17 protein-coding genes and 1 tRNA gene are annotated in these 20,514 nt (G+C 71.7%); 10 read left to right on the forward strand and 8 right to left on the reverse strand.

The genetic code is table 11. The features are described 5' to 3' along the window. Positions 1-2: 2 nt before the first annotated feature. Positions 3-698, forward strand: coding sequence for an ABC transporter ATP-binding protein (locus J2Z33_RS06175; protein ID WP_209838982.1), 696 nt, complete (start codon positions 3-5; stop codon positions 696-698). Then, the gene (locus J2Z33_RS06180) at positions 695-3,226 is read left to right on the forward strand and encodes an ABC transporter permease (RefSeq protein ID WP_209838984.1); all 2,532 of its coding nucleotides are present in this window, start codon (positions 695-697) and stop codon (positions 3,224-3,226) included. Before J2Z33_RS06175 ends, J2Z33_RS06180 begins: the two co-directional genes overlap by 4 nt. A 225-nt stretch (positions 3,227-3,451) precedes the next feature. On the opposite strand, the gene gltX is transcribed toward J2Z33_RS06180, so the two are convergent. After that, a complete protein-coding gene (gene gltX / locus J2Z33_RS06185; protein WP_209838986.1) occupies positions 3,452-4,777 on the reverse strand; it encodes a glutamate--tRNA ligase in 1,326 nt (441 codons plus the stop codon). A 66-nt stretch (positions 4,778-4,843) separates the two neighbouring features. On the opposite strand from gltX, the gene J2Z33_RS06190 reads away from it, so the two are divergent. From J2Z33_RS06190 to J2Z33_RS06200, 3 genes are all read left to right on the forward strand, one after another. Further along, positions 4,844-5,236, forward strand: a complete 393-nt coding sequence (locus J2Z33_RS06190) for a metallopeptidase family protein (protein ID WP_209838988.1) — start codon at positions 4,844-4,846, stop codon at positions 5,234-5,236. Between the two features lie 119 nt (positions 5,237-5,355). Beyond that, entirely contained in the window at positions 5,356-6,279 is a 924-nt protein-coding gene (locus J2Z33_RS06195; protein ID WP_209838990.1) for an MBL fold metallo-hydrolase, read from the forward strand. Between the two features lie 153 nt (positions 6,280-6,432). Further along, positions 6,433-7,380 (forward strand): 1-phosphofructokinase family hexose kinase, encoded by a 948-nt coding sequence (locus J2Z33_RS06200; protein WP_209838992.1) that lies wholly within the window; start codon positions 6,433-6,435, stop codon positions 7,378-7,380. A 326-nt stretch (positions 7,381-7,706) separates the two neighbouring features. Here the strand turns inward: J2Z33_RS06200 and J2Z33_RS18255 are convergent, their stop codons facing one another. From J2Z33_RS18255 to J2Z33_RS06220, 5 genes are all read right to left on the reverse strand, one after another. Beyond that, on the reverse strand, positions 7,707-8,558 hold the full coding sequence (locus J2Z33_RS18255; RefSeq protein WP_245218609.1) for an ABC transporter permease: 852 nt from the start codon (positions 8,556-8,558) through the stop codon (positions 7,707-7,709). Positions 8,559-8,561: 3 nt separating this feature from the next. Beyond that, a complete protein-coding gene (locus J2Z33_RS18260; RefSeq protein ID WP_245218644.1) occupies positions 8,562-10,112 on the reverse strand; it encodes an ABC transporter permease in 1,551 nt (516 codons plus the stop codon). 81 nt (positions 10,113-10,193) lie between these two features. Next, a complete protein-coding gene (locus J2Z33_RS06210) occupies positions 10,194-11,336 on the reverse strand; it encodes an extracellular solute-binding protein (protein WP_209838993.1) in 1,143 nt (380 codons plus the stop codon). 59 nt (positions 11,337-11,395) lie between these two features. Then, on the reverse strand, positions 11,396-12,496 hold the full coding sequence (locus tag J2Z33_RS06215) for an ABC transporter ATP-binding protein (protein ID WP_377109786.1): 1,101 nt from the start codon (positions 12,494-12,496) through the stop codon (positions 11,396-11,398). Between the two features lie 341 nt (positions 12,497-12,837). Further along, a tRNA-Leu gene (locus J2Z33_RS06220) sits at positions 12,838-12,924 on the reverse strand. Positions 12,925-13,036: 112 nt separating this feature from the next. On the opposite strand from J2Z33_RS06220, the gene lipB reads away from it, so the two are divergent. The 3 genes from lipB (at position 13,037) to J2Z33_RS06235 (ending at position 16,216) form a co-directional block, all read left to right on the forward strand. Beyond that, positions 13,037-13,714, forward strand: coding sequence for a lipoyl(octanoyl) transferase LipB (lipB, locus tag J2Z33_RS06225; protein ID WP_209838997.1), 678 nt, complete (start codon positions 13,037-13,039; stop codon positions 13,712-13,714). 166 nt (positions 13,715-13,880) lie between these two features. Beyond that, positions 13,881-15,554 carry a cytochrome c oxidase subunit I gene (gene ctaD / locus J2Z33_RS06230; protein WP_209838999.1) on the forward strand — a complete coding sequence of 558 codons (1,674 nt, stop codon included), beginning with the start codon at positions 13,881-13,883 and terminating at the stop codon, positions 15,552-15,554. 158 nt (positions 15,555-15,712) lie between these two features. Beyond that, complete coding sequence (locus tag J2Z33_RS06235) at positions 15,713-16,216, forward strand: DUF2244 domain-containing protein (protein ID WP_209839001.1); 504 nt, start codon at positions 15,713-15,715, stop codon at positions 16,214-16,216. A 7-nt stretch (positions 16,217-16,223) separates the two neighbouring features. On the opposite strand, the gene J2Z33_RS06240 is transcribed toward J2Z33_RS06235, so the two are convergent. Then, on the reverse strand, positions 16,224-16,682 hold the full coding sequence (locus tag J2Z33_RS06240; RefSeq protein WP_209839003.1) for a GatB/YqeY domain-containing protein: 459 nt from the start codon (positions 16,680-16,682) through the stop codon (positions 16,224-16,226). A 135-nt stretch (positions 16,683-16,817) separates the two neighbouring features. Between J2Z33_RS06240 and carA the strand changes: the two genes are divergently transcribed. Both carA and J2Z33_RS06250 read left to right on the forward strand, forming a co-directional pair. Then, entirely contained in the window at positions 16,818-17,975 is a 1,158-nt protein-coding gene (gene carA, locus J2Z33_RS06245) for a glutamine-hydrolyzing carbamoyl-phosphate synthase small subunit (RefSeq protein WP_209839005.1), read from the forward strand. Between the two features lie 85 nt (positions 17,976-18,060). Beyond that, the gene (locus J2Z33_RS06250; protein ID WP_209839007.1) at positions 18,061-19,854 is read left to right on the forward strand and encodes a glycosyltransferase family 2 protein; all 1,794 of its coding nucleotides are present in this window, start codon (positions 18,061-18,063) and stop codon (positions 19,852-19,854) included. On the opposite strand, the gene J2Z33_RS06255 is transcribed toward J2Z33_RS06250, so the two are convergent. After that, complete coding sequence (locus J2Z33_RS06255; protein ID WP_209839009.1) at positions 19,805-20,455, reverse strand: GntR family transcriptional regulator; 651 nt, start codon at positions 20,453-20,455, stop codon at positions 19,805-19,807. The two genes, J2Z33_RS06250 and J2Z33_RS06255, sit on opposite strands and share 50 nt — an antisense overlap. Between the last annotated feature and the right edge of the window lie 59 nt (positions 20,456-20,514).

The raw sequence follows: 20,514 nt of genomic DNA on the forward strand, positions 1-20,514 counted from the left end.
CCATGCCCGACCCCGCCCTCTCGCTCACCGACGCGCGCCTCACCCTGCGCGGCAACGCCGGCCCCGTGGAGATCCTGCGCGGCGTCACCCTGGACGTGGCGGCGGGGGAAAGCGTGGGCCTCGTGGGTCCGTCGGGATCGGGCAAGTCGTCGCTCCTCATGCTCATGGGCGGCCTCGAACGCGCCACCGGCGGAGAGGTGCGGGCGCTGGGCCAGGACCTCACGCGGATGGACGAGGACGCGCTCGCCCGCTTCCGCCGCGAGAACATGGGCGTGGTCTTCCAGAGTTTCCACCTGATTCCGACCATGACCGCGCTGGAGAACGTGGCGACCCCCCTCGAACTCGCGGGCCATCGCGACGCCTTCGCCCGCGCCCGCGCCGAACTCGACGCCGTGGGCCTCGGCCCCCGAGCCGACCACTACCCCGCGCAGATGTCGGGCGGAGAGCAGCAGCGCGTGGCCCTCGCCCGCGCCGTGGTGGGCCGCCCGCGCCTTCTGCTGGCCGACGAGCCCACGGGCAACCTCGACGAGGCCAACGGCCGCGCCATCGTGGACCTGCTCTTCGGCCTGGGCGAACGGACGCGCGCGACCCTGGTCCTGGTGACGCACGACGAAACCCTCGCCCGCCGCTGCGACCGGGTGGTGCGCCTGCGCGACGGCCGCCTCGACGAGGGTGCCATGGCGCGGGCCGCCGAATGACCGCCGCCGCGCGCCTCGCCTGGCGCGAGCTTCGGGGCGGCCTCAGGGGCGGCCTGCGCGGGTTCCGCATCTTCCTCCTCTGCCTCGCGCTGGGCGTCGCCGCCATCGCCGCCGTGGGCACCGTGCGCGCCGCCATCGAATCCGGCCTCGACCGCGAGGGCGCGCGCCTGCTCGGCGGGGATGCCGAGGCCGAGCTCACCTACCGCTTCGCCACCCCCGAGGAGCGGGACTGGCTCGCGGGCCTCGCCCCCCGCGTCTCCGAGGTGGTGGACTTCCGCTCCCTCGCCGTGGCCGACCCCACGGGCCGGGCCGACCGCGCGCTGACGCAGGTCAAGGCGGTGGACGACCTGTATCCCCTGATCGGCGAGGTCCGGCTCGACCCGCCCCAGCCGCTCGACCGCGCGCTGGCCGGCGGCCCCCTCCCCGGCCTCGTGATGGAGCGGGCGCTGGTGGACCGGCTGGCGCTGGAGGTCGGCGACAGGGTGCGGCTCGGCACCCAGGACTTCACGCTGACGGCCGTGCTCCTGCGCTACCCCGACAACTCCACGGCGGGCTTCGGCCTCGGCCCCCGGACGCTGGTGCGGACGGCCGACCTCGCCGGCTCCGGCCTCCTGGCCGAGGGGACGCTCTTCAACACGGCCTATCGGCTCGACCTGCCCGAGGGCGCGGACCTCGATGCCCTCGCGGCGCAGGCCGAGTCGCTCTGGCGGGACCGGGGGATGCGCTGGCGCGACGCCCGCGACGGCGCGGGCGGCACGCAGGAGGTGGTCGAACGCCTCGGCCGCTTCCTCGTCCTCGTCGGCCTCTCGGGCCTCGCGGTCGGCGGCGTCGGCGTCTCGGCGGCGGTCGGCGCCTACCTGTCATCAAAGGCCGAGGTCATCGCCACCCTCCGCACCCTCGGCGCCTCCCGCGCGACGATCTTCGCCAGCTACTTCCTCCAGATCGGCGCGCTGGGCCTCGTCGGCGTGGCCCTCGGCCTGGTCCTCGGCGCGGGCCTCCCCCTCCTCCTCGCCCCGTGGATCGAGTCGCGGCTCCCCGTCCCCGCCGTCTTCGCCCTCTACGGGGGCCCGCTGGCCGAGGCGCTGGTCTACGGCGTCCTCGCCCTCCTCCTGTTCACGCTCTGGCCGCTGGCGCGGGCGGGCGACGTGCGGGCGGCGGCGCTCTTCCGCGACGCGCTCTCCGGCGGGCGCAGGCTGCCGCGCCCGCCCTACCTCCTCGCCACCGCGCTGATCCTCGCGACACTCCTGGCCGTCGCCTCCTGGTTCCAGGGCTCGGCCAGCCTCACCCTCTGGACGGCGGCGGGCATCGCGGGGGCGCTCCTGCTCCTGGCGCTCGCCGCCGCCCTCGCCCGCGTCCTCGCGCGACGCCTGTCGGGCCGGGCGCGCGGCCGCCCCGCCCTGCGCCTCGCGCTGGGCAGCATCGGCGCGCGCGGCGGCGAGGCGACGCCGGTCGTCCTCTCGCTGGGCCTCGGCCTCGCCGTGCTGGCGGCGGTGGGCCAGATCGACGGCAACCTCCGCCGCGCCATCACCGGCGACCTTCCGGCGATCGCGCCCTCCTACTTCGTCGTGGACATCCAGCCCGACCAGATCGAGGATTTCCGCGCCCGCCTGTCGGACCGGCCGGGGGTGGAGCGGGTCGAGGCCGCGCCCATGCTGCGCGGGATCATCACCCGGATCGACGGCCGCCCCGCCGAGGAGGTCGCGGGCGAGCACTGGACCTTGAACGGCGACCGGGGCCTCACCTACTCGGCCGCCCCGCCCCCCGGCACGACGATCACCGCCGGCGCCTGGTGGCCCGAGGATTACGCCGGCCCCCCGCTCGTCAGCTTCGCCGCCGAGGCCGGCGAGGAGCTGGGCCTCCGGCTCGGCCAGCGCCTGACGGTCAACGTGCTCGGCCGCGACATCGAGGCGACCATCGCCAGCTTCCGCGACGTGGATTTCCGCAGCGCCGGGATCGGCTTCATTCTGTCGCTGAACCCCTCGGCGCTGGCCGGCGCCCCCCATAGCTGGATCGCCACGGTCTATGCCGAGGAATCCGCCGAGGGCCCCCTCCTGCGCGACCTCGCCGAGGCCTATCCGAACATCACCGCCATCCGCGTCCGCGACGCGGTGGACGAGGCGCAGCGCATCGTCGCGGGCGCGACCGCGGCGATCCGCGTGGCGGCGCTGGCGACGCTGGCGACCGGGTTCCTGGTGATCCTGGGCGCGGCGGCGGCGGGGGAGAGGGCGCGGGCCTGGGAGGCGGCGATCCTCAAGACGCTGGGGGCCGAGCGTCGGCTGATCCTTCGCAGCTTCGCGCTCCGCGCCGCCCTCCTCGGCCTCGCGGCGGCGGCGGTGGCGCTGGGGGCGGGCCTCCTCGGCGCCTGGGCGGTGATGACCTTCGTCATGGACGGCGAGTTCCGCCCCGTCTGGGGCAGCGCGCTGGCCATCGTCCTGGGCGGCACCCTTGCCACGCTGCTGACCGGCCTCCTGTTCGCGCTGCGCCCCCTGGCGGCGCGGCCCGCGCGCATCCTGCGCGCGCGCGAGTGAGGACGTGCTCCAGAACGACAGCTGGGGCCACCGCCAGGGCGCGCGCATCCTGCGCGCGCGCGAGTGAGGACGCCCCGGAGGCTCCGCCCCCGGACCCCCGGCGTATTTGCGCCAAGTTGATGGGCCATCGCCGGGCGGGCCGATGCCCCGTCCGAACCGATGCCCCATCCGAACCGACGCCCCGTCCGCATCGCAGGCTGGGGCTTCACCCCTCCCTGCGCCCGGTCAGTCCTGAAGCGACGGCTTCACCCGGAGGAGCGGCATCAGCGCGGCCATGTCGGGCCCGGCGTCGCGGCCCGTCACCAGCCGGCGCAGCGGCAGGAACAACCCCTTGCCCTTGCGCCCCGTCGCGGCCTTGAGAGCGCCCGTCCACTCGCCCCAGGTCGAGGCGTCGTAGGGCGGCTCGGCCAGCGCGGCGAGCGCCTGCTGGACGAATTCCCGGTCCTCCTCGGCGGCCACGCCCGCGCCGCCCTCGGACAGCACCCGCCACCAGTCGGCGATCTCGGACGCCTTGGCGACGTTCTCGTGCAGCACCGCCCAGAAGGCTGCCCGCAGCTCTTCCGGCACTCCCGCCCTCGCCAGCTCCGGCTCCACCGCCTCCAGCGGCTTCGCCGCCAGCGCCTTCTGCGTCAGCGGCCAGAGGTCCTCGGCGTCGAACTTGGTCGGCGCCGCGCCGAAGCTGCCGAGCCGGAAGCCGTCCACGACCTCCCGGACGCTCGACCGCAGCTCCACCGGGTCCGACGACCCCAGCCGCGCCATCAGCGACAGCACCGCCATCGGCTCCACCCCCTGCGCCCGCAGGTCGCGCAGGGACAGCGTTCCCAGGCGCTTCGACAGCCCCTCGCCCTGCGGCCCGGTCAGCAGCGAATGGTGGGCGAAGCGCGGCGGCTCCGCGCCCAGCGCCCGGATGATCTGGATCTGCGTCGCCGTGTTGGTCACGTGGTCCGCGCCCCGCACGATGTCCGTGACCCCCATCTCCGCGTCGTCCACCGAGGACGCGAAGGTATAGAGCCACTGCCCGTCCTCCTTCCGGATCACCGGGTCCGACACGCTCTCGGCGTCGATGGAGATCGGCCCGAGAATGCCGTCCTCCCACTCGATCCGCCCCGGATCGAGGAGGAAGCGCCAATGCGACGGCCGCTCGGTCCGCAGCCGCGCCTTTTCGTCCTCGCCCAGCTTCAGCGCCGCCCGGTCATAGACCGGCGGCTTGCCCATCGAGAGCTGCTTCTTGCGCTTGAGGTCCAGCTCGGCCGGCGTCTCGAAGCACTCGTAGACGCGGCCCGCCGCGACCAGCCGCGCCTTCGCCGCCTCGTAGCGGTCGGTGCGGAGCGACTGCCGCTCCTCGCGGTCCCAGGTCAGGCCCAGCCACGCCAGGTCCTCCTTCAGGCCCTCGACGTACTCCTCCCTCGACCGCACCGGGTCGGTGTCGTCGATCCGCAGCAGGAAGGTCCCGCCCGCCTGTCGCGCGATGGCATGGTTGAACAGCGCGGCGCGCAGGTTGCCGATGTGGATCCAGCCGGTGGGCGACGGGGCGAAGCGGGTGACGGTCATGGGCGCGGTCCTTGCAGGGCGCGCGAGCCCTTCCACAGACGCCCCGGTTTGTCCATATGGAGGCCCATGGACCACATCGCCCCCACCTGCGACGAGATCGAGGAGCTCGCCCGCGAGACCGTCGCCAACCTGCCCCCCGCCTTCCGCGAGGCGGCGCAGGCCGTCGTGATCCGCGTCGTCGACTTCGCCTCCGACGAGATGCTGGAGGAGACGGAGAGCGATCCGTTCGACCTCACCGGCCTGTATGACGGCATCCCGATGACCGAGAAGTCGAACTGGGACCAGCCCAACGGCCCCGACACCGTCTGGCTCTTCCGCCGCCCGATCCTCGACGAATGGGCCGAGCGCGGCAACGTCACCATCGCCGACCTCGTGCACCACGTCACCATCCACGAGTTCGCCCACCACTTCGGATGGTCCGACGACGACATCGCCGCCATCGACCAGTGGTGGCACTAGGCCGCGCGGCGGCGAACAGGCGCTGTGCGCCCGCCCCCCATGGCTCCGCGCGCCCGTCGCGCTAGCTTCCCGGTCGCGCCGGACCCGAGGCGCCAAGCCAAGGCCAGGGAGGGCCACCCATGAGACTGTCGCGCCGCCACGCTCTGATCGCCGGGGCCGTCCTGCCCCTCGCCGCGCCCGCGCTGCTGCGCGCCCGCCCCGCCCTCGCGCAGGACGCCCCCGCCGCCGCGCCCACCCCTCTCAGCCGCAGCTTCACCCTGGGCGAGATGAAGGTCACCGCGCTCCTCGCCGGCACGGGAGCGCAGGAGAACCCGCACGAGATCTTCGGCCTCAACGTCGATCAGGCCACCTTCGAGCGGGAGTCGGCCGAGAACTTCATCCCCGCCGACCGAAGCGTGGGCTTCTTCACCCCGACGCTGGTGGACACGGGACGCGAGCGCATCCTCTTCGACACCGGCATGATGGCCGCCGGCCTCCTCGCCGCGATGGGGCACGCGGGCTACGCGCCCGCCGACGTGACCCATGTGGTGCTGACCCACCACCACCCCGACCACATCGGCGGGCTCACCGACGACGCCGGCTCCCCCACCTTCCCCGAGGCCGCCTACCTGACCGGGCAGGCCGAGTTCGACCACTGGGCGGCCCAGGGCAACGAGGGCTTCGAGGCCAAGGTCCGGCCCTTCGCCGAACGCATGACCTTCCTCGCCCCCGATCAGGAGGCCGCCCCCGGCGTCACCGCCGTCGAGGCCTTCGGGCACACCCCCGGCCACCTGGCCTTCCGTCTGGAGAGCGGCGGCCAGGGCCTGCTGCTCACGGCGGACACCGCGAACCACTACGTCTGGTCGCTCGCCAACCCCGACTGGGAGGTGCTCTACGACGCCGACAAGGCGCAGGCCGCCGCCACGCGCCGCCGCCTCCTGGGAATGCTGGCCGCCGAGAGGATGCCGATGCTGGGCTACCACATGCCCTTCCCCGCCGTGGGCTTCGTCGAGCCGGACGGCGACGGCTTCCGCTGGGTGCCGCACAGCTACCAGCTCTCCTGAGCCGGACGCGGGGGATGGGGGCTCCGCCCCCGTCTCCTGCGGAGACCCCCCCGGGATATTTGGGACCAAAGGAAGAGCCACGCGCCGCGCCGGCCCGCCTTGCATCCCCCGACCGCCCCCGGCATGGTCGCGCCGACCTCAAGGAAGCCTCCCATGCGCGACATCCTCACCGTCACCCTGAACCCGGCGCTCGACTTCGCCACGGCGGTCGATCAGGTCGTGCCGGCGGTCAAGCTCCGCTGCGCGCCCGCGCGGATGGACCCCGGCGGCGGCGGCATCAACGTCTCCCGTGCCATCGCGCTGCTGGGCGGCGCGTCGCGCTGCCTCGTGGCGCTCGGCGGCCGCAACGGCGAGACGCTGGCCGAGCTGCTCCGCGCCGCCGGGATCGAGCTCCTCGTCCACCGCACCCCCGGCGAGACCCGCTCCTCCCTGTCCGTGCGCGACGAGAAGCGGGGCGAGCAATACCGCTTCATGCTCCCCGGCCCGCCGTGGTCGCCGCTGGAGGTGATCGAGGTCGAGAAGGCCATCATCGACGCCGCCCGGCCCGAGGGGATGGTGGTGATCTCGGGCACCATGCCGCCCGGCGTCTTGCCCGACCTCATCCCCGACCTTTGCGGCAAGCTGCGCGCCAAGGGCTGCGAAACGGTGGTGGACACTTCCGGCCCCGCCCTCCACCTGATCGCCCGCGCCAGGGGCCCCGCCCCCGACGTGCTGCGGATGAACCAGGAGGAGGCCGACGATCTCGCCGGGCGCCGGCTCGCCAGCCTGCCCGACAGCGCCGACTTCGCGCAGGGCCTTGTCCGGCAGGGCGTCGCGCGCATGGTCATCGTCGCGCGCGGCCCGGAAGGGTCGGTGCTGGCCACCGAGGGGAGCCGCTTCCACTCCCGCGCCGCCGACGTGCCCGTCCGCAGCAAGGTCGGCGCGGGCGACACCTTCGTAGGCTCCTTCACGCTGGCCCTCGCGCAGGGGCTGCCGGTCGAGGAGGCGCTCAAGCGCGGCGTCGCCGGAGCCTCGGCGGCGGTGATGACCGAGGGCACCGCCCTGTGCCGCCGCGAGGACGTGGAGCGGCTGATCGAGGTCTGTCCGACCACGCCGATCTGAGGCCGGGGCGCGCGCGACCCTCCGTCGGCGGCCCCACGCGCCCCCGATCCCTAAAATCCCACGCAACACGCAACGCCCGGTGCTGTCAGAGGTCGTTCACCTTTCCCGGGCACATTGCTCGCACAGGCCCCAAGGACCGGGCGCCCGCCGGGACCCCCCGTCGCGCGTCCGGAGCCATCCTCGTCGCTGGGCCTCCTGCTGTTTGAAGGGACGCCGAGCGGCCGGCAGCCCCCCTGGGAGGACCCGCCCCCGCGCAGGACTGCGCCGGGGCGGGGCCGCAAAGACCCAGCCGCCGCGCGTCGTGCACGCGCTGACGGGCCGCCCCCTCAGTTGGGCGTGAGCCCGCGCAGCCGCTCGTTCCGCCGTCGCAGCAGCTCCAGCGCCGCCAGCAGCAGGATCGACACCGCGATCAGCACCGTCGCCGCCGCCAGGATGGTGGGCGAGATCTGCTCGCGCAGGCCGATGAACATCTGCCAGGGCAGCGTCTTCTGCCCCGCCGCGCCGAGGAACATCACCACCACCACCTCGTCGAACGAGGTGATGAAGGCGAACAGCGCCCCGGAGATCACCCCCGGCAGGATCAGCGGCATCTGCACCGTCCAGAAGGTCCGCATCGGTCCCGCGCCCAGGGACGCCGCCGCCCGCGTCAGCGACTTGTCGAATCCCACCAGCGTCGCCGTCACCGTGATGATGACGAAGGGGATGCCCAGCGCCGCGTGCGCCAGCACCACCCCCCAGTAGGTCCCCTGCAAGCCGATCCGCGAGTAGAAGAAGTACATCCCCGCCGCCGAGATGATGAGCGGCACGATCATCGGCGAGATCAGGATCGCCATGATCGCCCGCTTGAACGGCACGTGGGACTGCGACAGCCCCACCGCCGCCAGCGTCCCCAGCGCCACCGCCAGCAGCGTCGCCACCGGCGCGATGGCGAGCGAGTTCCACAGCGGCCCCTGCCAGTCGACGTTGGTGAAGAAGTCGCGGTAGTGCTCCAGCGAATAGCCCGCCGGGTCCAGCCGCAGCATCTCCGGCGTGAAGGTGAAGAAGTCCTGCGCGTTGAAGGACAGCGGCACCACGACCAGCAGCGGGGCGATCAGGTAGAACAGGATCAGCCCGCAGATGACGCGGAACGCGTAGTGCCAGACCCGTTGCCCGGTCGAGGCGTAGCTTGGCAGCGCCATGGATCAGCCTCCCAGCTTCACGTTGTCGATGCCCACCATCCGGTCGTAGGCCCAATAGAGGAGCAGCACCACCGCCAGCAGGATAGTCCCCAGCGCCGCCGCCAGCCCCCAGTTGAGGGAATCCGAGATGTGATAGGCGATCCGGTTGGAGATGAAGACGCCCTTGGTCCCGCCCACCAGCTCGGGCGTGATGTAGTAGCCGATGGCCAGGATGAAGACGAGGATCGACCCCGCCCCGATGCCGGGGATCGACTGCGGGAAATAGACCCGCCAGAACGCCGTCCAGTCGTTCGCGCCCAGGGACTTCGCCGCGCGCACATAGGTCGGCGGGATGCCCTTCATCACCGAATAGAGCGGCAGGATCATGAACGGCAGCAGGATATGCGTCATCGCGATGATCGTGCCGGTCTGGTTGTTGATGAGAGCGAGCCGCCCGTCGTTGCCGATGAGGCCCGCCCAGACCAGCAGGTCATTGATGACCCCCTGCTGTTGCAGCAGCACCTTCCAGGCGCTTGTCCGCACAAGCAGCGAGGTCCAGAACGGCAGCAGCACCAGGATCATCAGCAGGTTCGCCGACCGCATCGGCAGCGACGCCAGCAGGAAGGCCACCGGATAGCCCAGCAGGATGCAGGTCGCCGTGATCGTGACCGACAGGATCATCGTGCGGACGAAGAGCTGGAGGTAGATCCGATCCCCCTCCGGCCGCATCTCGACCCCGTCCGGCCCCATCTGGAGATCGACGGCGTTGAGGTAGTAGCCCGCTGTCACGCGCGGCGAGAAGGTCCGCAGCAGGTCCCAGATCGCCGGCTCGCCCCATCCCGCATCGTCGGCGATGAACTCGTCGCGCAGCGACACGGACTCGAAGCCCGCCACGTCCACCGCCGGCAGCCCCGGCGCCTGCGCGCCCGAAGCGAGATCCCGATACAGCGCCGCGTATACGACGTCGCCCAGCTCCTCCGCCGCCGGGTCGTCGCCGCCCAGCTCCGCCGTGAATCCCGCCCAGGCGTCGTAGGCGTCCGCCGTCCTCGGCAGCGCCTCGCGCACCGCCGGATCGGCCATCCACACCGCCCAGCGCGCCGGATCGACCAGCGCCGGGTCGGCGTCCTCGAACTGCTCGGCGTAGATGTCCGTGCCGAAGCGGCCCACGGCCCGCCCCGCGCCCCGGAACATCGACGACGCCCCGCCCATCTCGTAGTTGAGCCGCGACCCGAGCTGCGTGTGGACCTTGTATTCCTCGGCCACCACGAGATCGGCGTAAAGCGCCTCGAAGACGGCCTCGCCCGGCACCTCGGCCGGATCGTCGCGCAGGGCGACCACCGTGCGCGGCAGGGTGTCCGGCACGATGCCGTTCTGCACCGACCGCAGCAGCATGTCGCCGATGGGCAGCACGAAGCTCACGACGATGAACAGCAGCAGCGGCGCGATCAGCAGCAGCGCCCGCATTTTCTGCCGTCGCAACGACCGCGCGAGGCTCGCCTTCAGCGGCGTCCCGTCCGCCGCCACCATCGGGCCGGGGGTCGCCGCCGCCCCTCGCGCCCCGAGCCCCGCGGGCATCCCGCCCGTCACCGTCGCGTCGGCCATGCCGTCACCCCCTTCGCCGGTCGGGCGGGGCCCCGAGAGGCCCCGCCGCAAGTGTCACTGGGCGAGCCAGTTCTGGAACGTCGCCTCGACCTCGTCCTGGTGGTCGGCCCACCATTCGATGTTGTTGACGAGGAAGTTCTTCATGTTGTCCGGGTTGGTCGGCATGAACGGCGCCATCTCGATGCCCAGCTCGGCGTGGGTGGACACCAGCGGCTGCGACGAGGCCCGCGCCGGGCCGTAGGCGATGTACTTCGCTTGATCGGCGAGGCGCTGGGTGTCGGTCGCGAAGTGCAGGAAGTGCATGACGCGGTTCATGCGCGCCTCGTCCAGCCCCGCCGGCACGATCCAGCCGTCGAAGTCGAAGTTCTGGTAATCCCACAGCATCTCGACCGGCTGCCCCTGCTCGGCGATGACCGAGAACAGCCGCCCGTTGTAGGTGGAGCCGATCACCACTTCCTTGTCGGCCAGCAGTTGCGGCGTCTCCGCCCCGGCCGTCCACCAGATCACGTCGCCCTTGATGGTGTCGAGCTTGGCGAGCGCGCGCTCGACGCCGCCCTCCTCCTCCAGCACCTTGTAGACATCCGCCGCCGGCACGCCGTCGCAGATCAGCGCCCATTCGAGGTTCTTCTTGGGGCTCGCCTGGAGCGACCGCTTGCCGGGGAAGGCCGTCGTGTCGAACACGTCGCACAGGTCGTCCGGCGTCGCGCCGTTCCACTCGGCCACGTCCGTCCGGTAGCCGAAGGTCGTGGAGAAGTAGATCTGCGGCACGTAGCAGTCGTTGATGAGCGAATCGCCGAAGTCGTCCTCGACCGTGGCGCCGTCCGCGCCGGGCGCCAGCACCTCGGCCACGTCGATCTCGGCCGCCAGCCCCTCGTCGCAGGCGCGCTGGGCGTCGGGCCCTTCCACGTCCACGAGGTCGAAGGGCATGTTGCCCGCCTCCTGCGCCGCGCGCAGCTTGGCGATGGCCTCGTTCGACGATTCGTCCCAGGTCACGGCGATGCCGGTCTGGGCGATGTAGGGCTCCACGTAGGCCTTGAGCTGCGAGTTCTGGTAGGCCCCGCCCCAGGACATGATGACCATGGACTCGGCGCAGCCCTCGCAGGGCGGCAGCTCCGCCGAGGCGTCCTGCGCGAAGGCCGCGCCCGCCATGGGCAGCAGCGCCAGCGCGGCCGAGCCCATCAGTTTGGTGATCGTCATTCTACGGTTCTCCCTGTTGAACCTTGTTGGTCGTTGCGCCGCCCGAAGGCGGCATCCCCTCACGCCGCGTCCAGCGCCCGGCAGTCCTGCGGCAGCCAGCCGATCTCGATCTCCTGCCCCGGTTGCAGCCGGGTCTGGTCCGGCGCGTTGCGGGTCTTGATGACGAAGTCGTCGTTGCCCGCCACCGACAGCCGCGTGCGGAAGATGTCGCCCATGTAGATGAACTCCTCCACCCGCGCCCGCAGCGTGTGCGCGCCGGGCTGGAACCGGGCGCGGTTGAACTCCACCCGCTCGGGCCGGATCGACACCTTGGTCCGCTCGCCCACCCGGCTCACGTTGACCGGCATGGCGTCGATCTCGTCGCCGGAATCGAGCCGCACCACGCAGCGGTCCCGCTCCATGGCGGTGACGACGCCGGTCATCGTGTTGTTCTCGCCGATGAACTGGGCCACGAAGCTGTTGACCGGCGCCTCGTAGAGCTCGTCCGGCGGCGCGAGCTGCTGGATGCGCCCGTCGTTGAACACCGCCACCCGGTCCGACATCGTCAGCGCCTCGGTCTGGTCGTGGGTCACGTAGACCACCGTGATCCCCAGGTTGTCGGCGATGTGCTTGATCTCGAACTGCATGTGCTCGCGAAGCTGCTTGTCCAGCGCGCCCAGCGGCTCGTCCATCAGCACCAGCTCCGGCTCGAACACCAGCGCGCGGGCCAGCGCGATCCGCTGCTGCTGCCCGCCCGACAACTGCGCCGGCCGCCGGTTCGCGAAGGCCCCCATCTGCACCATGTCGAGGGCGCGCTTGACCTTCGCCTCCCGCTCGGCCTGGCCCATCTTCCGCACCTCCAGCGGGAAGGACAGGTTCTCGGCCACGCTCATGTGCGGGAACAGCGCGTAGTTCTGGAACACCATGCCGATGCCGCGCTTGTGCGGCGGCACGTCGTTGATGTTGCGCCCCTGGAGCCGGATCTCCCCGTTCGTCGCCGTCTCGAATCCCGCGAGCATCATCAGGCAGGTCGTCTTGCCGGACCCCGACGGCCCCAGCATGGTCAGGAACTCGCCCTTGGGGATGGACAGGTTCAGGTCCTTCACCACCAGCGTCTGGCCGTCATAGCTCTTCTGCACGCGGTCGAACTGCACGAAGGCATCTGTCGAAGGCTGCACCAACGCCCCACTCCCTCTTGCTCGCGGCCCCCGCCGCACTAGGTCCGGCCGACTTAACCGAGGCCCCGCGCCGGTGACAAGCCGAGCCGCCGCCACCCGGCCCCCATTCCCCATCACATTCGTCTAGCACACGGGCAGACGCCCAAGAAGCGGGCATTTGGCGGACAGGCCCCCCGGCCAGCCGGAGGATGCGCCACGATGTCGTGAGGGATCGTGCCACCGAGGTCGGCATGCGACGCAGGATCGACCGAAAGCGACGGGAATGGGCGTGCGGACCCCGGCCCCGGAACGACGAAAGCCTGCCCCGGGGGGCAGGCTTCTCGATGGTCGGCCCCGAAGGGCCATGGTGCGGTTGAAAGGACTCGAACCTTCACGGGTGTTACCCCACAGCGACCTCAACGCTGCGCGTCTACCAATTCCGCCACAACCGCATGTCCTGGCTTGGTGAGCGGCCGTATAAACGAGCCCTTCGGACGCCTGCAAGGGGGGCCGCGCGGTTTTCCCCCTCTTTTCGTGACGTCCGATCCGCGCCATGTGGGGGCCATGGTGGACTGGCGACACAGCGAGGGGCTCGTCCCCTACCCCGAGGCCCTAGCCTTCATGGAAGCGCGGGCCGAGGCCATCGCGAAGGGCGAGGCCCCCGAGACGGTGTGGCTCCTGGAGCATCCCCCCCTCTACACCGCCGGCACCTCCGCCCGCCCCGAGGACCTGACCGACCCCGGCCGCTTCCCGGTCTTCGAGGCGCGGCGCGGCGGGCAATACACCTATCACGGCCCCGGCCAGCGCGTGGCCTATGTCATGCTGGACCTGAACCAAAGGGGGCGCGACGTGCGCCGCTTCGTCCGCGACCTCGAAGGGTGGGTCATCGACGCCTTGGCCGAGTTCGGCGTCAGGGGCGAGCGGCGCGAGGGCCGCGTCGGCATCTGGGTCACGCGCCCCGACAAGGCCCCGAACCCCGACGGCTCGGCTCGCGAGGACAAGATCGCCGCCATCGGCATCCGGCTGCGCCGCTGGGTGAGCTTCCATGGCATCGGCATCAACGTGGAGCCGGACCTGTCGCATTTCGACGGCATCGTCCCCTGCGGCATCCGTGGGCACGGGGTCACCAGCCTCGTGGACCTCGGCCTGCCGGTGTCGATGGGCGACCTCGACGCCGCGCTCCGCCGGACCTTCGACCGCCGCATGGGCGCTGTTCCCGAAGGAATGGCGCTTCGGGATTGACGCAGGTCAACGTCCGCCCCTCCCGGACCCGCTAGAATCGCCTCGAAGGCAAGCACCGCGACCCCCTGTCGGCTTGCCGGACGGACACGATCAATCTAGAACGCGCGGTGTATGGGCCAGGCTCCCGCCGCAGGCCCTCACGATTCCTCTCGGGAGAGCCGCCGCAATGGCCGACGCCGCCATCCACACAGACCACCATGACGAGCGGGGGTTCTTCGCCCGCTGGTTCATGTCCACGAACCACAAGGACATCGGCATCCTCTACCTCTGGGTGTCGGGTCTCGCCGGCTTCATCGCGGTGGCCTTCACCGTCTACATGCGGATGGAGCTGATGCACCCCGGCGTGCAGTACATGTGCCTCGAAGGCGCGCGCTTCTGGCCCGCCTCCGACCCGGCCACCTGCACGCCCAACGGCCATCTCTGGAACGTGATGATCACCTACCACGGGGTGCTCATGATGTTCTTCGTGGTCATCCCCGGCCTGTTCGGCGGCTTCGGCAACTACCTGATGCCGCTCCAGATCGGCGCGCCGGACATGGCCTTCCCGCGCCTCAACAACCTGTCGTTCTGGCTCTTCGTGGCCGGCACCACGCTGGGCGTGGCCTCCTGGCTGTCGCCGGGCGGCGACGGGCAGAACGGCGCGGGCGTGGGCTGGGTGCTCTACCCGCCGCTCTCGACCTCGGACGGCGGCATGGCGATGGACCTCGCGATCTTCGCGGTGCACCTGTCGGGCGCCTCGTCGATCCTGGGCGCCATCAACATCATCACCACCTTCCTGAACATGCGCGCCCCCGGCATGACGCTGTTCAAGGTGCCGCTCTTCGCCTGGTCGATCTTCGTGACCGCCTGGCTGATCCTCCTGGCCCTGCCCGTGCTGGCCGGCGCGATCACCATGCTGCTGACCGACCGCAACTTCGGGACGACCTTCTTCCAGCCCTCGGGCGGCGGCGACCCCGTGCTCTACCAGCACATCCTGTGGTTCTTCGGCCACCCCGAGGTCTACATCGTCATCATCCCGGGCTTCGGGATCATCTCCCACGTCGTCGCGACCTTCTCCAAGAAGCCGGTGTTCGGCTACCTGCCGATGGTCTGGGCGATGATCGCGATCGGCGTGCTGGGCTTCGTCGTGTGGGCGCACCACATGTACACGGCCGGGATGTCGCTCACCCAGCAATCCTACTTCATGCTGGCCACCATGGTCATCGCGGTGCCCACCGGCGTGAAGATCTTCTCGTGGATCGCCACGATGTGGGGCGGCTCCATCGAGTTCAAGACGCCCATGCTCTGGGCCATCGGCTTCATCTTCGTGTTCACCATGGGCGGCGTGACCGGCGTGGTGCTGTCGCAGGCCCCGATCGACCGCTACTACCACGACACCTACTACGTCGTGGCCCACTTCCACTACGTGATGTCGCTGGGCGCGGTCTTCGCGATCTTCGCGGGCCTCTACTTCTACCTGCCCAAGTTCAGCGGCCGGATGATGCCGGAATGGGTCGGCCGGGTGCACTTCACGCTGTTCTTCATCGGCGCCAACGTCACCTTCTTCCCGCAGCACTTCCTGGGCCGCCAGGGGATGCCGCGCCGCTACATCGACTACCCGGAGGCCTTCGCCACTTGGCACTACGTCTCGTCGATCGGCGCCTTCATCGCCTTCGCCTCGTTCCTGTTCTTCATCGTGATGCTGTTCTACGTCCTGCTGACGCAGAAGCGCACCGCGCCGGCGAACCCCTGGAACGAATGGGCCGACACGCTCGAATGGACGCTCCCGTCCCCCCCGCCCGAGCACACGTTCGAGATCCTGCCCAAGCCCTCCGACTGGAGCCGCGGCCACAGCCACTAGGCCGCCGGCCTCCCGGGATCGACAGGAAGGCCCCGCCCCGCCGGGGCCTTCCGCGTTCTGGGGCCGCGTTCTGGGGCCGCGTTCTGGGGCCTTGACGCCGCCGCCCCGCCCCTAGTTCGCTGGCAGCCAGGAGGAGCGCAGGAGGGACGACGGACGCCATGCCCTACCAATGGACGGACCCCACTCCGACCGAGGGGACGCCGAGGCCGGTCGCCCAGCTCCGGCTCTGGCCGCACCGCTCCCTGCCCCGCCGGGGCTTCGCCGCCTTCTTCGGGGTCTCGGGGGCGCTGGCCGCGCTGCCGCTCCTGACGATGCTGGGCTCGCCCGTCCTTTGGGGCCTCCTGCCCTTCGTCCTGCTCACCTTCACGGCGCTCTGGTTCGCCCTCCAGCTCACCTACCGCTCGGGCGAGGTGCGCGAGGAGTTGCGCCTCTGGCCCGACCGCATCCTCCTCACCCGGCACGACCCCCGCCGCCCGCCCCGCCGCTGGGAGGCCAACCCCCACTGGGTCCGCGCCGCCCTGCACGAGACGGGCGGCCCCGTGCCCAACTACCTCACCCTCTCCGGCTCCGGCCGCACCGTGGAGATCGGCGCCTTCCTGAGCGAGGACGAGCGCCTGATCCTCAAGCCCGAGCTGGAGAACGCGCTCCGCCGCCTGCGCTGATCCCGCCTCAGCCCAGCCGCGCCTTGACCATCGGCCCGGCCCTGCCGAAGTCCATGGCGCCCGCGTGCCTCGCCTTCAGCGCCGCCATCACCCGGCCCATGTCCTTGATCGACGCCGCCCCCGTCTCGGCGATGGCTGCCGCGATGGCCTGCTCCGTCTCGGCCTCCGAGAGCTGGCGCGGCAGGAACTCCTCGATCACCACCACCTCGGCCCGCTCCTTGCCCGCCAGGTCCGCGCGCCCGGCGTCGTCGTAGGCCCGCGCGCTCTCCCCCCGCTGCTTGACCATCCGGGCCAGCACCGCGACCACGGCCTCGTCCGGCACCGGCGAGGGTTGCCCCTCCCCCCGCGCGGCGATGTCGCGGTCCCTGATGGCCGAGCTCATCAGCCGCAGCACGCCCAGGCGATCCGCTGCCCTGGCCCGCATGGCCTCCTTGAGCTGCTCGTTGATCCGCGCGCGCAGGTCCATGGCCCTCTCCTTCTTGCTGCCAGGGCGGTCATAGGACCCGCGACCCCCTGGCGCAATCGGCCCGCCCCGTCCCCCGCTTGACCCCCGCGCCCCGCCCGCGTAGGGGGTGCCCGATCCACGGAAGGGAAGCCCGTCATGCCGCAGTCGCCGCGTCCGACCGCCTGTCTCGCCTTGGCCGACGGGACCCTGTTCTTCGGAATGGGCTTCGGCGCCACCGGCACCACGGTCGCCGAGCTGGTGTTCAACACCGCCATGACCGGCTACCAGGAGATCCTGACCGACCCCTCCTACGCCGGTCAGGTCGTGACCTTCACCTTCCCCCACATCGGCAACGTCGGCGCCAACCCCGAGGACGACGAGGCCGCCGACCCCGTGGCCGAGGGGCTGGTGGTCAAGTGGGACCCGACCGAGCCCTCGAACTGGCGCGCGACCGACTCGCTCGCCGTCTGGCTCCAGCGGCGCGGCCGCATCGGCATCGGCGGCGTGGACACCCGCCGCCTGACCCGCGCCATCCGCCAGCAGGGCGCCCCCCATGTCGCCCTCGCCCACGACCCCGAGGGCAACTTCGACATCGAGGCTCTGGTCGCCCGCGCCCGCGCCTTCAAGGGCCTCGTCGGCCTCGACCTCGCCAAGGGCGTCACCTGCGCCCAAAGCTACCGCTGGGACGAGATGCGCTGGGCCTGGCCGCAGGGCTACAGCCGCCTCACGGAGCCCAAGCACCGCGTCGTCGCCATCGACTACGGCGCGAAGCGCAACATCCTGCGCTCGCTGGCCTCCGTCGGCGCCGAGGTGACGGTCCTCCCCGCCACCGCCACCGCCGACGACGTGCTGGCCCTGAACCCCGACGGCGTGTTCCTGTCCAACGGCCCCGGCGATCCGGCGGCGACCGGCGACTACGCCGTGCCGATGATCCGGGGCGTCCTCGACCGCTCGGACGTGCCGCTGTTCGGCATCTGCCTCGGCCACCAGATGCTCGCGCTCGCCCTCGGCGCCAGGACCGTCAAGATGAACCACGGCCACCACGGGGCGAATCACCCCGTCAAGGATCTGGAGACCGGCAAGGTCGAGATCACCTCGATGAACCACGGCTTCACCGTCGACAGCCAGACCCTCCCCGTGGGCGTCAAGGAGACCCATCTGAGCCTGTTCGACGGCTCCAACTGCGGTCTCCGCATGGTGGATCGCCCGGTCTTCAGCGTGCAGTATCACCCCGAGGCCTCGCCCGGCCCGCAGGACAGCGCCTATCTCTTCGACCGATTCGCGCAGGCGATGGCGGATCGCACGAAGTCCTGAAGATACGGTTAAGCCAACGCGCGATCGCTTAATCGCGCGTTAACCGCCCTCCGGCATCCTTTTCCCCAGCAAAGGAGGAAAAGGCATGGCGGAACGACTGATTCGAATCGAACGACACGCGACGGCCCTCGCGGCCGAGATGCCGCCCGTCCGCCTGCCCGAGCCCCGGCCGGCGCGGGACGCCGGGTCGTGGCTGCCCGATGGCCTGATCCCCGTCGATCCGCTGGCCGAGCCGCCCGAGGCCGGGCTCCCGGGCCGCCTCGACCCCGTGCTCGCCCTGGCCGAGGGGCTCCTGCCCTGGCGGGCGGGCGGCACGGCGACGGCGGTGCTCTGCGCCGACCCGATGCGCGGCGCGGCCCACCTGCCGCGCCTCAGCGCGGTTTTCGGCGGCCCCGTCCGCCTCCTGCCCGCCGAGCCCCGTAGCCTCGCCGCCGCTCTCGCCGCGACGGCCGGGCGGGCGCTGGTGGCCCGCGCCGAAACGCTCCCCCCCTCCCGGTCGAGCTGCCGCTCGCTGCCCGGTTCCGCGCTCGCGGGCGTGGCGGCGCTGGCCCTGTCCCTTCTGGGGGGGCTGACCCTGCTCCATCCCCCGGCGGTCCTCCTGGGCCTCGTGGCCCTCGCCGCGCTGGCCCTCGTCTCGGGCGCCGCGCTCAAGCTCGCCGCCGTCGCCGCGACGCTGCGCCGCCCGTCGCCCGAGCCCGCCTCCGACGTGCGGCCCGCGCGCCTCCCCGTGATCTCGCTCCTCGTGCCCCTCTACCACGAGACCGGCATCGCCCGGACCCTGCTCCGCCGCATGGAGGCGCTCGACTACCCGCGCGACCTCCTCGACCTCTGCCTGATCGTGGAGGACGACGACCGCCTGACCCGCGCCACCCTGGAGGCGACGGCCCTGCCCCCCTGGGCGCGCATCGTCGAGGTTCCCGAGGGCACGCTCCGCACCAAGCCCCGCGCGCTGAACTACGCCCTCGCCTTCGCCCGTGGCTCGATCCTCGGCCTCTACGACGCCGAGGACGTGCCCGCGCCCGACCACCTCCACAAGGTCGCCCTCGCCTTCGCCCGGCGCGGCCCGTCCACCGCGTGCCTCCAGGGCGCTCTCGACTACCACAACCACCGCCGCAACTGGGTGGCGCGCTGCTTCACGCTCGAATACGCAGGCTGGTTCCGCGTGCTCCTCCCCGGCATCCAGCGGCTGGGCCTCGCCGTCCCGCTCGGCGGCACGACGCTGTTCCTGCGGCGCGAGGCGCTGGAGGCCGTCGGCGGCTGGGACGCCCACAACGTCACCGAGGACGCCGACCTCGGCCTCCGTCTCGCCCGCGCCGGCTACCTCACCGAGATGATCCCCATCGCCACCCAGGAGGAGGCCAACTTCCGCCCCTGGCCCTGGGTCCGCCAGCGGTCGCGCTGGCTCAAGGGCTACGCCGTGACCTGGGCCGTCCACATGCGCGACCCCGTCCGCCTCTGGCGCGAGCTGGGCCCCCGCCGCTTCTGGGGCGTGCAGGTGATGTTCCTCGGCGCCATCCTCCAGTTCGCGCTGGCGCCGCTGCTCTGGAGCTTCTGGCTCCTGCCGCTGGGCCTGCCGCACCCTCTCGCCTCCCTGCTTCCGCCGGCGGTCCTCGTGGCGCTGTCGATCCTGTTCCTGGCGACGCAGGCCCTCGACATCGCCTATGCCTGCGTCGGCGCGCGCCGGGCCGGCAAGCCGGGCCTCGCCTTCTGGTCCCCGACCCTGATGCTTTATTTTCCGCTCGCGACCCTCGCCGTCTACAAGGCCCTGTGGGAGCTGGCGGCCCGCCCCTTCCACTGGGACAAGACCGAGCACGGCATCGACGCCGCCGTCACTCCGCCGCCTGCACCTTCGCCGCGTCGAGACGGAGCCGCGTCATGAAGGCCCGCGAGATGTGCTCCCGCAGCGCGGCGTCCGCCGCCTCGCCGTTCCCCGCCTCGATGGCGCGCACGATGGCCTCGTGCTCCTCCAGCGTCCCCTTGGACCGCCCCTCGGCCGACAGGGACGTGGACGCCAGCAGCGCCATGGAGCGGTGCACGAGGTCGAGCTGCTGCACGAGGAAGCGGTTGTGAGAGGCCAGATGGATCTGCCGATGGAATCGCCGGTTGGCGCGGCTGAGCGCCTGGGGATCGCTCACCAGCGCCCGGTCCGCCTCCAGCATGTCGCGCAGCACCCGCACCTCCTCGCGCGTGGCGTGCTTGGCGGCGAGCCGCGCGGCCAGCCCCTCCAGCTCCCCCCGCACGACATACAGCTCCGCGAGCTGGTTGTGGTCGAGCGAGGCGACGATCAGGCTCCGCCCGTCGCGGGACAGGAGCGACTGCGTCTCCATCCGCTGGAGCGCCTCGCGGATGGGGGTGCGCGACACCCCGAAGCGGTCGGCGAGCTCGCTTTCCACCAGCCGGTCGCCGGGCTTGTAGATGCCGGAGTCGATCGCCTCCAGGATCAGGGCATAGGCGTCGCGCTGGGTTTTCGGGTCTGTCATGCACGGGATGTTACGCTGGCCCGGCGGCGGCGCAAGCGGGCGCGGTTGCGGCGGACCCC

This window comes from Rubellimicrobium aerolatum (assembly GCF_017872975.1).
In the GTDB taxonomy this organism is placed as follows: Bacteria; Pseudomonadota; Alphaproteobacteria; order Rhodobacterales; family Rhodobacteraceae; genus Rubellimicrobium; species Rubellimicrobium aerolatum.

Bases quoted from the DNA above. Each gene is read 5' to 3' on its own strand.
- J2Z33_RS06175 (WP_209838982.1), top strand. From the start codon at position 3: ATGCCCGACCCCGCCCTCTCGCTCACCGACGCGCGCCTCACCCTGCGC.
- J2Z33_RS06180 (WP_209838984.1), top strand. From the start codon at position 695: ATGACCGCCGCCGCGCGCCTCGCCTGGCGCGAGCTTCGGGGCGGCCTC.
- gltX (WP_209838986.1), bottom strand. From the start codon at position 4,777: ATGACCGTCACCCGCTTCGCCCCGTCGCCCACCGGCTGGATCCACATC.
- J2Z33_RS06190 (WP_209838988.1), top strand. From the start codon at position 4,844: ATGGACCACATCGCCCCCACCTGCGACGAGATCGAGGAGCTCGCCCGC.
- J2Z33_RS06195 (WP_209838990.1), top strand. From the start codon at position 5,356: ATGAGACTGTCGCGCCGCCACGCTCTGATCGCCGGGGCCGTCCTGCCC.
- J2Z33_RS06200 (WP_209838992.1), top strand. From the start codon at position 6,433: ATGCGCGACATCCTCACCGTCACCCTGAACCCGGCGCTCGACTTCGCC.
- J2Z33_RS18255 (WP_245218609.1), bottom strand. From the start codon at position 8,558: ATGGCGCTGCCAAGCTACGCCTCGACCGGGCAACGGGTCTGGCACTAC.
- J2Z33_RS18260 (WP_245218644.1), bottom strand. From the start codon at position 10,112: ATGCCCGCGGGGCTCGGGGCGCGAGGGGCGGCGGCGACCCCCGGCCCG.
- J2Z33_RS06210 (WP_209838993.1), bottom strand. From the start codon at position 11,336: ATGACGATCACCAAACTGATGGGCTCGGCCGCGCTGGCGCTGCTGCCC.
- lipB (WP_209838997.1), top strand. From the start codon at position 13,037: ATGGTGGACTGGCGACACAGCGAGGGGCTCGTCCCCTACCCCGAGGCC.
- ctaD (WP_209838999.1), top strand. From the start codon at position 13,881: ATGGCCGACGCCGCCATCCACACAGACCACCATGACGAGCGGGGGTTC.
- J2Z33_RS06235 (WP_209839001.1), top strand. From the start codon at position 15,713: ATGCCCTACCAATGGACGGACCCCACTCCGACCGAGGGGACGCCGAGG.
- J2Z33_RS06240 (WP_209839003.1), bottom strand. From the start codon at position 16,682: ATGGACCTGCGCGCGCGGATCAACGAGCAGCTCAAGGAGGCCATGCGG.
- carA (WP_209839005.1), top strand. From the start codon at position 16,818: ATGCCGCAGTCGCCGCGTCCGACCGCCTGTCTCGCCTTGGCCGACGGG.
- J2Z33_RS06250 (WP_209839007.1), top strand. From the start codon at position 18,061: ATGGCGGAACGACTGATTCGAATCGAACGACACGCGACGGCCCTCGCG.
- J2Z33_RS06255 (WP_209839009.1), bottom strand. From the start codon at position 20,455: ATGACAGACCCGAAAACCCAGCGCGACGCCTATGCCCTGATCCTGGAG.